The 14376-nt window shown below is 49.5% G+C and carries 15 protein-coding genes, 1 tRNA gene and 1 other annotated feature; of the genes, 6 read left to right on the top strand and 10 right to left on the bottom strand.

Annotation, left to right across the window (positions count from 1 at the left end; translation table 11 throughout):
- Positions 1-39: 39 nt before the first annotated feature.
- Positions 40-285 (bottom strand) — a binding site (T-box leader).
- Positions 286-506: 221 nt separating this feature from the next.
- The 4 genes from PUP29_RS00255 to PUP29_RS00240 all read left to right on the top strand — a co-directional run bounded on the left by PUP29_RS00255 (position 507) and on the right by PUP29_RS00240 (position 3379).
- The gene (locus PUP29_RS00255; protein ID WP_353423531.1) at positions 507-983 is read left to right on the top strand and encodes an RNA polymerase sigma factor; all 477 of its coding nucleotides are present in this window, start codon (positions 507-509) and stop codon (positions 981-983) included.
- Complete coding sequence (locus PUP29_RS00250; RefSeq protein WP_353423530.1) at positions 980-2203, top strand: anti-sigma factor C-terminal domain-containing protein; 1224 nt, start codon at positions 980-982, stop codon at positions 2201-2203. The genes PUP29_RS00255 and PUP29_RS00250 overlap by 4 nt, the downstream gene beginning before the upstream one ends.
- A gap of 61 nt (positions 2204-2264) precedes the next feature.
- Positions 2265-2747 carry a prolyl-tRNA synthetase associated domain-containing protein gene (locus tag PUP29_RS00245; protein WP_353423529.1) on the top strand — a complete coding sequence of 161 codons (483 nt, stop codon included), beginning with the start codon at positions 2265-2267 and terminating at the stop codon, positions 2745-2747.
- A 26-nt stretch (positions 2748-2773) separates the two neighbouring features.
- On the top strand, positions 2774-3379 hold the full coding sequence (locus tag PUP29_RS00240; protein ID WP_353423528.1) for a CpXC domain-containing protein: 606 nt from the start codon (positions 2774-2776) through the stop codon (positions 3377-3379).
- Positions 3380-3438: 59 nt separating this feature from the next.
- On the opposite strand, the gene PUP29_RS00235 is transcribed toward PUP29_RS00240, so the two are convergent.
- From PUP29_RS00235 to PUP29_RS00225, 3 genes are read right to left on the bottom strand one after another with little or no spacing between them, the layout of a single operon-like run.
- Positions 3439-4128 carry an L-ribulose-5-phosphate 4-epimerase gene (locus PUP29_RS00235; RefSeq protein WP_079545265.1) on the bottom strand — a complete coding sequence of 230 codons (690 nt, stop codon included), beginning with the start codon at positions 4126-4128 and terminating at the stop codon, positions 3439-3441.
- Positions 4118-5785 (bottom strand): ribulokinase, encoded by a 1668-nt coding sequence (locus PUP29_RS00230; protein WP_353423527.1) that lies wholly within the window; start codon positions 5783-5785, stop codon positions 4118-4120. The genes PUP29_RS00235 and PUP29_RS00230 overlap by 11 nt, the downstream gene beginning before the upstream one ends.
- A 41-nt stretch (positions 5786-5826) precedes the next feature.
- Positions 5827-6816 carry a carbohydrate kinase family protein gene (locus tag PUP29_RS00225; protein ID WP_079545268.1) on the bottom strand — a complete coding sequence of 330 codons (990 nt, stop codon included), beginning with the start codon at positions 6814-6816 and terminating at the stop codon, positions 5827-5829.
- Positions 6817-7024: 208 nt separating this feature from the next.
- Here PUP29_RS00225 and PUP29_RS00220 point away from each other — a divergent pair, with 208 nt between their 5' ends.
- Positions 7025-7438, top strand: a complete 414-nt coding sequence (locus PUP29_RS00220; protein WP_353423526.1) for a DUF1648 domain-containing protein — start codon at positions 7025-7027, stop codon at positions 7436-7438.
- Between the two features lie 92 nt (positions 7439-7530).
- Positions 7531-7607, top strand: a tRNA-Pro gene (locus PUP29_RS00215).
- 48 nt (positions 7608-7655) lie between these two features.
- Here the strand turns inward: PUP29_RS00215 and PUP29_RS00210 are convergent.
- From PUP29_RS00210 to PUP29_RS00180, 7 genes are all read right to left on the bottom strand, one after another.
- Positions 7656-9368, bottom strand: a complete 1713-nt coding sequence (locus PUP29_RS00210; RefSeq protein WP_079545272.1) for a DUF4368 domain-containing protein — start codon at positions 9366-9368, stop codon at positions 7656-7658.
- 87 nt (positions 9369-9455) lie between these two features.
- Positions 9456-9638: a hypothetical protein gene (locus PUP29_RS00205; RefSeq protein ID WP_079545274.1), complete on the bottom strand. Its 183-nt coding sequence runs from the start codon at positions 9636-9638 to the stop codon at positions 9456-9458.
- A gap of 234 nt (positions 9639-9872) precedes the next feature.
- Positions 9873-10298, bottom strand: coding sequence for an RNA polymerase sigma factor (locus PUP29_RS00200; RefSeq protein ID WP_079545275.1), 426 nt, complete (start codon positions 10296-10298; stop codon positions 9873-9875).
- Between the two features lie 268 nt (positions 10299-10566).
- Entirely contained in the window at positions 10567-11256 is a 690-nt protein-coding gene (locus tag PUP29_RS00195) for a radical SAM protein (RefSeq protein WP_079545277.1), read from the bottom strand.
- Positions 11237-11632, bottom strand: coding sequence for a hypothetical protein (locus tag PUP29_RS00190; protein ID WP_353423525.1), 396 nt, complete (start codon positions 11630-11632; stop codon positions 11237-11239). Before PUP29_RS00190 ends, PUP29_RS00195 begins: the two co-directional genes overlap by 20 nt.
- A gap of 62 nt (positions 11633-11694) precedes the next feature.
- Positions 11695-13554 (bottom strand): DUF2207 domain-containing protein, encoded by a 1860-nt coding sequence (locus tag PUP29_RS00185; protein WP_353423524.1) that lies wholly within the window; start codon positions 13552-13554, stop codon positions 11695-11697.
- A 76-nt stretch (positions 13555-13630) separates the two neighbouring features.
- Positions 13631-14362: a hypothetical protein gene (locus tag PUP29_RS00180; RefSeq protein ID WP_353423523.1), complete on the bottom strand. Its 732-nt coding sequence runs from the start codon at positions 14360-14362 to the stop codon at positions 13631-13633.
- Between the last annotated feature and the right edge of the window lie 14 nt (positions 14363-14376).

Genomic DNA, 14376 nt, shown 5'->3' with positions numbered 1-14376 from the left:
TTCTCCTGCCATTTCTTTCCAATAAAAAAACCTTTCATCCCAAGGGACGAAAAGCTTCGTGGTGCCACCCAAATTCCAGACCAAACGGCCTGCTTGTTGCGAATACGGCGCGCAAACGCGCTTATATCCTTTCCCTTAACGCGGGAACTACGGCGAGGTATACTCAAATTTCCACCTGCTCCTCACGGACCCATTCGCCACCGCCGTACGCACGGGCTTTCCACCAGCCGCCCGCTCTCTGCCACGCCGTTTCGGCCGCTACTTACTTCCGCTCACTGGATTTCCTGTTTCAAATTAGTTCTATTATATTGCTGCGGCTTCGTTCTGTCAACCCGCTTCATCTTCCGCTCTCTTGTTCTGTACCATTTCATGCCGCGAGCCCTACCGCCTCTCTGTTTTCTATGTAACATTTTTCTGATACAGTTGTTATATAAACAGATTGTCCCCGCGAGATCCGCAAACGCCATATTTTGAGGAAAGGAGGATAAAACGTGGAGCACGGCCTTTTGAACCGATTTTATCGCCTCTACCGGAAAGAGATCTATCTATACCTCTATTCCTTATGCGGGGATGCCGGACTGGCAGAGGACTTGTCTCAGGAAACGTTTTTAAAAGCACTTCTTTCACTTGGAGATCAACATTCGAATATCCGCGCGTGGCTTTATATGGTGGCAAGAAATCTCTACTTCAATCACTATAAAAGAGAGAAACGGAATGTTCCGTTGGAAAAATCGTATGAAATATGTGATGAAAGCGAGACTATGTTGGAACGATTGATCGCCGGCGAAGAAAGACGGCGTCTTTACCGCGCGCTCGGCAGCTTGGATAGAAATAAAAGGGAGGTCCTCCAAATGCAATATTTTGGCGGACTGTCGCAAAAGGAAATCGCGGTTATCCTGCAGACTACGCCTGAAAATGTCCGTATACTGGCATTTCGGGCAAAACAAAAGCTGAGAGTCTTACTTGGAGGTACAAATACATGACTTACCGTGAACTTCTTATGTTATATAAGTCCGGGAAGCTCGATGAACAAAGCCGGAAAAAGGTAGAAGCCGATATCGAGCGTCAGGACGCGATCAGCGATTATCTGTTCAATGAATCCGATATTCCTGATCTCGATATCTGTAAAAAAGAAAAAGAGAACTATGACGATGCCAAAGATGATACGGATGAAAAATTTATTCGTATGATCCACCGCTCCATCCGCCGTGTTTTTATAAAAATGGGTTTGATCGTAGGCGCCGTCATTTTAGCAGTCCTGCTGTGCGTCATCTTTCTCCTGCCAAGCGCCGTTTCTCTGTTTTATTACGATCCCACCGAAACCGTCGGTCAGAACGCACAGACCGGAAGTGAAACGAACCGCATGAGCCTTGATCTGTCTGTCTATACCGAGATGTTCCTCCCGGGCTGCTACCGCAATAAGGTGATCGCAGACAGCGAAGGGTATGGAAAATATACGATCTCTATTCCGCAGGTCGCCTCCTATACGGGAACATTCACAGATTTGACCGGAACACTGGAGCGCGGAAAGCTTACGCTATATAATACAAACGTTCTGAAAGCCCCTGCGGGCAATGCTTTTTTGCTGCCTGCCGGAACGCCGGGCGCCACTGCTTCCCTTCAAGACGAAGGAGGCGCATTGATAGGCCCGGCCGGAACGAAAGAAGAAGCCTATGCCGCACTTGATGCACTCGACGAGGACGAGTGGTATCTGGCCTATATTTCCCTTGCGGATATTACGGATTACGAAACATTTTATCGGTGGCTGGAAGAAAAAAAGCTTACCTACGGTTCTCTGTGGTGCGGTGTTTATACCGAAGATGAAAACGGCGTTTTCTTGACCGGCTCCGATGCCGTCGGCTTTTCTCCACAGCTTGCGGGAGAATGCATCGATTGGGACCGTAACGCTTATCCGAAGCTCAGCCTTTTGGACAACGCGGCAGAAGATGGGCATTGGGATGATGCTGAAAACGGCGAAGCGATGCAAACGCACTTCATCAGCATGCTGCGCTATCTGAAAGAACACAACGATATCATGACGATCATGAATGCGGGCGCGCTTGATTTTGATGGAATGATCCGCAGCATAGAAGAAAACGGACTTCGCATCTACGGCTTTGCGGTCGGCGCCAAAAAAGATACTCTGCTTTGTTTGAGCAAAGACCCGGCAGTATCCTACATCTATACCAATGCCATGATATAATAGCTTTCCTCAGCAAAATATGGTATGATTGGTAACAAATAAAGGAGAAAATGGGCATGTTATGACAAAAGATGAGATTTTCGCCTTTCTTGACCGGAAAGGTATCCATTATAAAAGGGTCGATCACGCTCCCGTTCATACCATAGAAGAAATGGAGGCCGCGGGGATATGCGGGCAGGGAAATGTCTGCAAAAACCTGTTTCTGCGGAACGGAAACGGGAAGCGCCACTTCCTCGTATGCGTCCATAAAAATAAGACCGTCGATCTGAAACAGCTTGGCTCTCTTTTAGGCTCCCGCATGAGCTTTGCTTCTGAAGAGCGCCTTCAGAAATATCTGGGGCTTGCCCCCGGTGCGGTCACTCCCCTCGGCATTTTGAACGACCAGAAAGCCGAGGTAGAGGTCGTGATCGATGAAGACCTCATGGGCGAAGCATCGTTGGGCGTGCACCCGTGCGAAAATACGGCCACGATATTTTTAGATTTTGCCGATCTTCGGCGCTTGATCGAGGAGCATGGCAATCCCATTACTTACTGCAAGCTTTAAATCAGGTCTGATGGAAAGGAGCTTTCATGAAAGAATCCGTCGAGTGTCCTAAATGCGGGGCACGATTTGAATTCAATACCTTCCCGCTTTTGGAGGATACGGAAAAAATCCTTGATTTTTCAGCTTTCTGCGCCGCATGTCCGTCATGCGGCGCAGAACTGACATTCCCCTATCCATGTGTCTATCACGATCAGACGCACCGCGTTATGATTCGTTTGATCCCGCGCGGATTTGATATCTCCGATCTCCCTGTAAGCATGCCTGCGCCGCGGCCCGGTGATTTCCTGCGCGATGTATACTCTATCCATAGTCTGCGGGAGAAAGCTCTTATTTTTGAGCATGGCCTTGACGACCGGGCTGTCGAACTGCTCAAGGTCTTGACGATCCAGCAAAATCCGGAGCGCTTTGATATCCATGATCCGGACGTATTATTGCTTGCCGCTGCAGATTCAGAAGCCCTCAGTTTTTTCGCGCTTGCAAAGGACGGAAATGATTTTATGCTCAAAACGCCGGTTGGATTGTATGAGCAAATGTGCAGGGAGCTTTCAGCGCCATGCTTTGAGCTATCCGGTGATTTCGAGACAGTAGACGCACAATGGGTCTTCGACCACTTTCACCTGCTCGAAAGTTAAGAGCTCCCGTCGGAATATTTGATTACTTTACGGAAAAAGCCGCCTTTAGGCGGCTTTTTCTATCGCTCCTGTCCATAATAGGCGTTTTTTCCATGTTTTCTCAGATAATGCTTGTCAAGCAGACTCTGGGATATCCGTTCAGGACCGCTTCCTTGAAGCTCTCTTGCGACAAACGCCATTTTTGCCGCCTGTTCGAGTACGACTGCGTTGTGTACGGATTCTGCCGCACTCTTTCCCCATGTGAACGGCCCGTGATTTTTCACCAGTACGCAGGGAATAGCCGCGGCGTCCAGTTCCCGAAATGTTTCTACGATCACCCTGCCCGTATTCAGTTCATAATCCTCCCTGATCTCATCCGAAGTAAGCCCGCGGGTGCAGGGCACATCTCCATAAATATAATCGGCATGCGTTGTTCCGCAGGCCGGGATATCCAAGCCTGCCTGCGCCCATGCGGTCGCCCACTCGGAATGCGTGTGTGTTATACCGGATATACTTTCGAAATTCCGGTACAGCTCCAAATGCGTGTCGAGGTCCGAGGAGGGGTGCAGCGCTCCCTCCAAGACCTTTCCTTCCAAATCCACAAGTACGATATCTTCCTGCCGGAGCATGTCATATTCCACGCCGGACGGCTTGATCGCAACGATATCTCCCTCACGTTCCGATACGTTGCCCCACGTAAATGTGATGAGACCATATTTGGGAAGCAGCATATTTGCTTCATAAACTCTTTGCTTCAGTTCATCCCTCATGTTCCTTTTTTATCCTCTTCAGCGTCTTCATAACGTTGTTTCCGCCTCTTCCGAAATAGTCATGAAGCCGTGTATACTCCGCATAAAGGAGGTCGTATGTTTTTGTTTCATCTTCATTCGGCATATAAACGACGTCTTTTAATTTCCCCATTTTTTCAGCAGCCTCAAATATGCTGTCATATCCTCCTGCCTCGCTCCCCGCTGCGACTGCGCCAAAAATCGCCGCGCCCAGAGCCGATCCCTGCTTGCTTCCTGAAATGCGGATCGGCTTACGAATGATGTCTGCATAGATCTGCATCATAAACGGACTTTTTTCCGCAATGCCGCCCGCAGCATAAAATTCATCGACAGGTACGCCGTTCTTTTCAAAATTCTCTATGATCGTGCGCGTACCGAATGCCGTCGCTTCCACCAAGGCCCGATACATTTCCTCCGGCTTTGTCTGCAGCGTCATGCCCAGCATCATTCCGGTAAGGTCCACATCCACGAGGACCGAGCGGTTTCCATTCCACCAGTCAAGCGCCAAAAGCCCGCTTTCTCCCGCCTTTTGCTTGCCTGCCAGCTTTTGCAGATATACTTGGATATCGAGGCCCTCTTTTTGTGCCTGTTCCACATAGCTCTCCGGCACACAATTTTTCACAAACCATGCAAAATGGTCTCCTACGCAGGATTGCCCCGCCTCATATCCATAGAAGCCCGGCAGTATTCCATCCTCTACATAGCCGCAGATACCCGGCACGGCCTGCTCCTGTTCGGAAAGCAGCATGTGGCAGGTAGAAGTTCCCATGATCGCAAGCACTTTTCCCGCTCCGCAGATTTTGACCGCCGGAACGCATACATGCGCGTCCACATTTCCCACCGCAACCGCTGTTCCGGGAACAAGCCCCGTTTTTTCCGCAATCTCCGGCGTGAGTCCGCCCGCCCGGCTCCCGAGCGGCAGTATCTCCGTTCCCAGCTTTTCCTGAACCACATGTTCAAGCCGCGGATCAAGGGCCGCAAAATATTCCCGCGGCGGATATCCTCCCCTCTTATGCCACAGCGCCTTATATCCTGCCGTACAGGAGTTACGCGTTTCCACTCCGGTCAGCTGCCATACGATCCAATCCGCCGCTTCGATAAAGCGGTCCATCGCCGCATAGACCTCCGGGCTTTCATCCAATATCTGCCATATTTTTGCAAACAGCCATTCCGATGATATTTTTCCGCCATAGCGTGCCAGCCATTTCTCGCCGCGTTTTTCGGCCGTCTCGTTGATCCGGTTTGCTTTGTTCTGCGCGGCATGATGCTTCCACAATTTCACATAGGCATTTGGCTCGTCCTGATATTCCGGCAAAAAACATAACGGCGTTCCGTCTTTTTTCACAGGCAATACTGTACATGCCGTAAAATCGATCCCCACTCCAACTATATCTTCTGCATCTGCACCGCTTTCCCGCAGCACCTCGGGTATCGTATGATAGAGGACGTCAAGATAATCCTGCGGATGCTGCAGGGCCCAGTCTACCCCTAATTTTCTCCCGGACGGGAGCGCTTCGTCCATTACTGCATGCGGATATTTGAATTCACTCGACGCTACTTCCCGGCCATCCGCAACATCTACTAAAACTGCCCGGCCGGAAAGCGTGCCGTAATCGATACCAATCGTATATTTTCCCATGGTTCCCCTCATTTCCATAAGCACTCTGGCCCGTAAATATTCTATTCGTTTATTGATTCCATTCTGTTTCTCGTCATACTCCCCCGACAGGCTTCTATCTCAGCCAGCGTAGGCATGGAAGGAATCGCTCCGCGCTTGGTAGCCGTAAGACCTCCTGCCGCATTTGCGAAGTCCAGAACGTCCTCCAGCTCTTCTTGAGACAATCCGTCCAGCTCGTCCGCCGCCTTATCCCGCAGCCTGTAATGCACCGCACCTAAAAATGCATCGCCCGAACCGGTCGTATCCACTGCATGCACCCGGAACGCAGGCACCTGTCCGGTTCCGCAGGCGGCACAATAAAAAGAACCATATTCTCCGCGGGATACAAGTACGATTCGCGGCCCTTGCTCCATCAGCTTGCGGGCGCCCGCCTCAAGACGGCTTTCTCCCGTAAGAAGCTGCATCTCTTCTTCCGATACCTTTAGGATGTCCGTCATCGGGAGAGCCCACAGCATTTCCTGCACTGCCCGTTCCTCTGTATCCCATAAAAACGGCCTGTAATTCGGGTCATAACTCATGAGCTTTCCGCGCTCTTTTGCATAGCAGATCGCGGCATGTGCAGCACTCCGGCAGGGCTCATCCGTAAATGAAAGGGAGCCGTAATGGAAAGTATGGCATTCATCGATAAGCCTCCATTCTATTTCACTCTTGCGCAGCATCACATCCGCCCCCGGCTTTCTGTAAAAGCTGAACGACCGGTCGCCGCACTCGTTTAAATGTACGAAAGCGATCGTCGTATTAACGCTCCCATCCTGTACGACGCCCTGCGTATCGATTCCGTTCCCATTCATGACGCTGATCAAAAAGCTTCCAAAATCATCCCTGCCGACCTTTCCTATGAAAGCAGTTTTTCCACCGAGCTTTGTATTCATAGCCAATACATTGGCCGGAGCGCCGCCCGGATTCCGCGCAAACAGCGCCATGCCCTGATCGTTTGTTCCATTCGGCGTAAAGTCGATCAGTACTTCTCCGAGCGCTACTACATCATACATCTCTCTTGTTCCCCTTCCCCTTATTTTTTATGTTACGTCTTATTATACGTCTTTCCATTTCTGTCAACAAGTCTTATTGACCGGTTTCTATACTTTTGCATAAGCGGGCATAAGCAGCATTCTTACAGAAAGCTTTAGAAGCGCGGCAATCAATGAACGTTTTTTTCCTTTTTGCGGTTCAAATCCCCTGTTTTCTTTTACAAAGCAGTTGCTTTCTTACCGGGATCAGTATATTATTTTTGCAGACAAAGCAAATTGGAAGGAGGATATTTATTTGCGCCTCATTCACCAAAGCAACAAAAAAGCATGGGCTATCACGGTAGGATGTTTAGCCGCCGCATTTATCTCGTTTCTGTTTCTTCCTGAGAATATTGTCGTACATTTCAGCGGCAGCATGCCGGATGGCTATGCGGATAAGGCCTTGATATTCCTTTTCCCTTGTTTGCAGGCATTATTATTATCAGTTGGGGAGATAAAATCTTTTCAATACTGGTGTATATATTGTAAGACGGCAGTTAAAACGAAATTTCAATATTATATGATATTGTTTTCCGTTATTACAATTATTGCGTTTTTTGAAGTGATCGTAATTTTCTTTTCCTTTTCGCAGGGAGCAGCATAGGCGCTTCCGGCCCATACAATAATTTTATCCAGAAAGGGATTGTATATGCAGAAAAAATTTGATAAAATATTATGGTATTAAAAATAAATCGTCTGGGTGTGGCTCAGCTTGGTAGAGTACCTGAATGGGGTTCAGGGGGTCGGAGGTTCAAATCCTCTCACCCAGACCAGTCCGAGTGTTCTTACAGAATTTGAGTTTGTAAGAACACTCTTTTTCTTTATACGGCCTGTTCCACTTGTGAATACTTTATTTCTACACCCTTGCGGGCTTGAAACTGTACATGGCAGTCCGCGATATCCGGCAGGTCTGGAATTTCTATGGAGCCCAAGCAGTTATAAACGATCCGTATTCGCTGCCTGCGCTCCCCGTTCTCTGTTCTTTCCGCGTGGAATACTTCGATCCGCTCTATCAGTTCGTTTAACATCCGTTCCGTCAATTTCCGGACATGGGTATATTTTTGCAGTGCCTTTACAAAGGAGGAAACGTCTGCGTCCCTGTTTTCCAATTCATCCAGTTCCTTTGCCAGCTTCTTTAGTTGTTCCGCCAGCGCGGCCTGCTCCTTTGCATATTGCGCTGACATTTTCATAAACCGCGCATCGTCTATCTTGCCGGAGATATTATCTTCATATAAGCGGTTAAAGATTTTATCCAATTCACGGTCGCGCGCTTTTTTTGCCTGTAATTCACGCTCTTTGCGTTTGCGCAAGGTTTCCTCCGCCTGCTGCGTAAATCCGATTGCCGCCTTTATAAATTGATTTCCATGCTTATTTACAAACTGCGTCAACCGCCTGATTTCGCCGAGCACGATCCTTTCCAAGAAATCCACCCTGATATGATGCGTTGCGCTGCAAGTCCCTCTGTTGCCCTTGTAGTTGGAGCAGTTGAAATACTGTATAGCGGGATTATTCTGGTTAAAATGGAACCACAGGTTGCTCCCGCAATCAGCGCACACTACAAGGCCGGAAAACATATTCTTTACGCCGTCGTTTGTTTTGCGTTTCCGGGCCTTGCCGCGTTTTTCCTGCACTCTTTCCCAAACTGCACGCTCAATAATGGGCTCGTGATTGTCCTTGAATATCACCCGGTTTTCTTCGCTTGTTACGAGCCGCCGTTTTAGCTTGAATGACTTGGAATAGGTCTTGAAGTTGATAACGTCGCCGCAATATTCCTGTTGGGAAAGTATCTTTATAACTGTTGAGGATTTCCATTTATACGGATTTTCAGGATCAAATTTTCCGCCCCTGTTCAGTCCTTTGCTTTTCCAATAGTGCATGGGGCGCAAAATCATATCTTCCTCCAACGCCCTGGCAATCTGTTCGCTGCCAATACCGGACAACCACATATTATATATCCTGCGGACAACGGCTGCCGCTTCCTCGTCTATCAGCCACCGTGTAGGATCGTTGGCGTCTTTCATATACCCATAAGGCGGAAGCGACAGGGGAATACCGGAATTGACCTTGACCGTGTTAGTGAGCCTGCGTTTTTTGGAAATATCCCGCGCATACCATTCGTTCATCAGATTGCGGAACGGTATAAACTCATCTTCGCCGTTATCGGTATCCAATCCCTCGGAAACAGCGATCAAGCGAATGTCATGTTCCGGGAAAAATTCTTCGATTAGTGTATCGGCACGAATATGGTCGCGGGCCAGCCGGGATAAGTCCTTGACAATGACGGTCCCGATACATCCCTTTTCCAGTTCCGCGATCATTCTCACAAATTCTTTCCTGTCACGGTCTGTACCAGTGATCCCATCGTCCATAAATTCAATGATACTTGTAAATCCCTTTTCCTTTGCCGCGCGCGTCAGCAATTTCCTTTGGTTCGTGATGCTGTAACTCTCGTCAAGCCCTTTATCGTCACGGCTTATGCGTAGATAGATAGCGCAGGTCTGCTCCCTGTCGTCCCAGCTTTTCGGTCTTGTCATTTTTCCTCCTTTCACGCAACCGAAAAAGCAGTATTTACAGTATCATTATACCGCTTTTTCGGCAAACCCGTAAAGGATGTCGCCGCCTTAAAAGGGCTCTGTTTCAGCTTTTATCAGCCGCAGCAGCAACGCGCCGAGGGAACAGTTGGCGTCGTCCTTAAAAATCCTTTCCACGTCAAAACGTTGCCCGTCTATCGTGTAACTGGCAAATTGTTCAACTAATATTTCTGTGTTATGCTTATCCCTTGAAGTGTCGTTGCATTGCAGCATATTTTTACCCCCTTATGTTTGCCGGGGAAAGGAAACGGGCAACGCAGAAGCGCCGCCCGTGCTCTTGATATGCACATCGGGCCAGGTTGGCTCGATGTGCAGGATAAATGCCGGACATATTTATTTCCATTTGCCGCAGGGCAAAAAATGCTCCGGTCTGCTTTATCCGACGCCAGCAGATAAAAAATACATCTTCACTATATAGTGAGAAATGAGGGATGTTTGTTTGACACTTTAATATATATTTTCAAAAAATTTTTTCATAGATGCTAACCCCCTTTTGATAGAAATGCTCACCGAACCTTTTGTAACTCCTTCTGCTCTCGCGATTTGATGTATGCTCATCCCGAACAGAAAACGCGCTTCGATACGTCTGGCCTGAATATCTGGCAGAGAATTAAGTGCACAACAAAGATTGCAGAACATTTCCTTAAATTCCAAGACTTCATACGGAGATTTTGCTGTGAATGATGTTCTGAGTTCCAAGCCAAAATATCCAGCGTCAAGAGAATATTGCGCTTTGTTATAATAGATCCGCCGCTTTTGCGCACTTTCATGCCGTTTGTTTGTCAATAGTTCCACGGCGATCTCATCAGAAATTTCCACATATTCATCATGCGTGTACCACGGATAAAAGTCTTTCAGGTTGATTTTCATCATTTCATTGACCTCCATTCAATTTTGAGTGTTGAGAAAACAAAAAAATTGAACAAAGGGCGGTGGGGAGCGGCAACGGTTTTGCCCGCGCTTTGCTTCGAGCCAAGTCGGCCCGAAGTCGACAGTAAACATATTCCCAAGATTTATGACAAAACAAAAATGGCGGTTCTTTCAAACCGCTATTTCTATATTCTGCATAAAACAATTTATTGCCACAATAGCATTTTTTCTTTTCTGTTGGTTAGGGCAACTGCGTAAAGTAATCTTTAAATCATTTGAATCTACATTGATTTGGTATGTTCATTTGTTCTTCATTTGGCCTTTCCGATTGTTTTATGATATACCGAAAAAATTCTAAGTTGGAGAACCCCATCTTTTGAAGCATATCTGCGCTGTTTTCTTGATCGTGTTCCGTATTATAGTTCGGAATCAGGGGGATACGGATGCGGACATTCTCCCTATCGATCGTATTTCGAAGTATGATAAGGTTTTTCTTCATAACTTCAGCATTTTGCCCTGTATAGCGTTTATAAATCTTATTATCCATGTCCTTTATGTCTATTATCATACAATCCGCCGCCCACGCCGCCTTGATAACAGATTCTGCCGGGACATGAAGGGAAGTTTCTATATTCAGTTTCCATCCTGCGGGCGCAATGGCGCGAAACCGCTTGATAAACTCCGGATAAAGCAGCGGTTCTCCACCGCCAAATGTAATACCGCCGCCTGTCGCCAGGAAATACAGGTCATCCGTTTTTACCTTGTCCAGCAGCCCTTCCGGCGTATATTCATGCATCTTTGTCCCTGCGCGCCATGAATGCGGATTCAAGCAATACCGGCACCGGAGCGGGCAACCGTAAGCTGCTGCGAGCGTCGTTACGCCTACGCCGTCCGTTGCCATCCGGTGCCGCGCCAAAGCAATTGCAGGGAATACGATCCTTTTACTCTTCTTCCCATTCATCTTCCATACTGTCCGCCGGGACTTCTCCCTCAAGCACCACCCATTCGTCTTCCGTATCTTCGTCCACCGCGCCCGTCGTCTCATAATAACCTTCCGAGGGCGCGCATCCCCTTCCGATCAAAGGCTCGATTCCAGCGCAACTCACAGCGCCCAGCGCCAACCCTGCCGCCAGCGCGGCCACGGCAACACGCTTTCCCGACTTCCGGCGCCGCTCAAGCTGTTCTTCCAAATACCGTACCTCCGCTTCGCAACGCGGACACGTTCCTTTACACTCGCCATGGAATCCGCATTCCCGTGTTGCATATTCGATCCCGTTCTCATCGGCTATTCTCTGCCGTATTTCCTTTAAAATCCTGCATTTTTCTTTTCCTTTCATTTTCTTTTCCTCCATATCGCATCCTATTGGTTTCTCCGAAACAAAGGCAGCCGCAGACAGGCTTACCAGCTTCCGCCGCCTCCGCCCGCTCCGCCGCCGGAAAAACCTCCTCCGGAAGAACCGCCTCTCCGCGAAGAACGAGAAAGCGCCATGCTGCTTGCCGCAAAATTAAGATGCCGTGTCATTCGCCCCATAAAGAGCGCCGCTGAGAACGTCCCATCGCCCGGACCGTAATACCAGTTCGGCGGATACATAGCTATCCCCTCAAATCGCTTCGCCCATTCATCGCTCACACCCAAAACATAAGCGTAGGGAAGGATATCGTAAAAATACCGTGGATCATCTCCTGCCAGCATACCTATTCGTTCTGCTTCCGCCGCCGCCAGAAACTGCCGGAAGCCAAGTATTTTTCCTTCCCACTGTCTTCCCTGTTCCGTCCGCCGTTCATAATATGGCAAAAACAGCAGAATCAGGAGCGAACAGGCCGACGCCACAATCGCTGGCCAGCCAACGCGGAGGAACATCGCCCAGCCCGGCATGATACAGCATCCCGCAGCCATGGCTGCGGAAATGACCAATATTCCCGTCCGCCGCAATTTTCGCATAGACGATGCTTTTTTCATGGTAGAGTCAAAGTATCCTCCTGCTATAAAACAGAGCGGCCAAAACATTATCACGAACATTATACAGTCCCACAATGAAACGTTTGTACGGCAGAGCGTCATCAGCAAAGCCGGTACGGGAAACAGTAGCCGTGCAAACAGATGGTATTGAAGCGATTTTGGCTCAAATATGCGTTTTTCCCCGCTTCCGTATTTGCGCCTGACCATTCCTTTAACTTCTTTTACTGTTTCATGCATCTTAAACTGCATATCAAAAACAGTATTGGAATCTCCATTCTCGAATATTTCGTCAAACAGCAGCTTTTCATAATCGTTTGCCTGCTCGGGCAGGCCGCGAAGCTTGCGCAGCTCTAAGTTGCGCTTTTCCAGCTCATGGATCTCAATATAGCCCCTATCCGCCCAATAAATCAGCAGGGACACCACATCTTTACTGTCTGCTTCGCCGTCCGCGACATAGCCAACGTCTGCCGGAGTCATCCCGATTGGCGGATAAAACTCCACCGTGGCAACCGCCTTCTTCCGTTTGCCAAGCGTTGCCAGCAACCCGCCCAGCACGACGGTTATCCCGATTCCGATCGCCATCATGATATATGCCGGCTCGATCCTCCAGCGTTCGTTTACAAAATATCCCTCGGGCAACTCCATGCGCATAGTAACTCCTTCAAGCGGAGCTATGCCGCGCGTCAATTCTCCATAAACCGTATTGCCGTCCACACCATAGACAAGCTCTCCCTCGCGATATCCCTCCTGTCCGGCTCTTCCGATGGAAAACCCGATCTTTTCCGCGTCGAAGCTTTTCGGCATATATACAGCAAACGAAAAATGCTCGATTGGGGCATCCCAGCTGGGTGCAATCAAATTATAGTAGAACTCGTCAAATTCCTTGATTCCATCGTCGCCAATATCGTAAAGGTAGCTGATGAAATAGGTCTGCTGCCCGTTCACATAGGTGTCCGGGCTGCCGATTCTCACGATGATATCGTCTCCCACGCGTTCCATTTCCGCTTCTCGGTCTGCCCGGACTTCCGAAACCTCCGCCTCATAGGTGTTGGTATAGGTCCTTCCTCCCGATTCGCGCGTTGTACTCCACCTCAATGGAATATCGACCCATAAACCGTGCGCCTCTTCCAGAAATGTAACGGTCATCGCATCCTGCACCAGGCAGACGTTGTTTTCATATACCGTAATTTCCCGCCGGTAATCGTTCATCACAAATTCCGGTTCTTCCTCTTCCGCATATCCGAACGACGGCAGGCACAGAATGAGCAGTACCGCTGCCACAGCAAATAATCGTTTCATGCGCTTTCTCCCTATGCGGACGCGGGGCGCTTTCTCTTTTTGCCCTGCGTTCCCCGTTTTATTCTGCTTGCTTCGGTCAGGCGAGCGATGCTCTCTCTTCTTCTGCAGCCGCTCCCCACAGCCCGCGCGCCTGCGCAACCGTATCTCCGCTGATCTGAAGCTCCACGAAGCACAGAACGCCCTGCGCGTCGGTTTTCTCAAAATACAGGTTCGCATTCCCGTTCCAGATATCCATGTTCTGCGCATATCCCGCCGCTTCCAACGCGCCCTGTGCCTGCACGGCGTCCATCCCGACGGACGCGCCTCCGATGGAAACCGGAGAAGCCGCGCTCCTCTGCGCTACCTCCACAACCAACCGCGCGCCGTCCGTTTGGAGCAGACGGAATGAAGTATCGCGGCAGGTATAGGTCGCATCGCTTCCGCCTCCTGCAAGCCCTTCGCCGTCCCGATACGTCTCCCCCAACATAGAAGCAATCTCTTCCGGCTCCATCGCCTTTCCTGCAAAATCCAGCCAGTCCAGTCCCGCTGCTCGGCTCGGTTCCGCTGTTTCTTCAGGTGCGTTTCCAGGGGTAGCTTCCTCTGCCGGCTCCACCGTTTCTTCGGGCGCAGGCGGCAGCGTATATTGCGGCGCGGATTCTTCGGGCGCAGACTCCTGCGGGATTGCCACCGTCTGCTGCGGAAGAAGCGCGGCGGAATCCGTTCCACCGTTCGTCGTACTGCCAGACTGCCCCGGCTTCGGGGCGCATCCTGCCGCCGCTATTACCATCAATATGCAAAGTATGATGCAAAGCACACTTTTCCGTTTCATGCCGTTCCTCGCTC

Source organism: Christensenella massiliensis, from assembly GCF_040409835.1.
Classification (GTDB): domain Bacteria; phylum Bacillota; class Clostridia; order Christensenellales; family Christensenellaceae; genus Christensenella; species Christensenella massiliensis.
The sequence above is the reverse complement of the archived record's forward strand: the minus strand, read 5'-3'. Positions and strand labels throughout refer to the sequence as shown.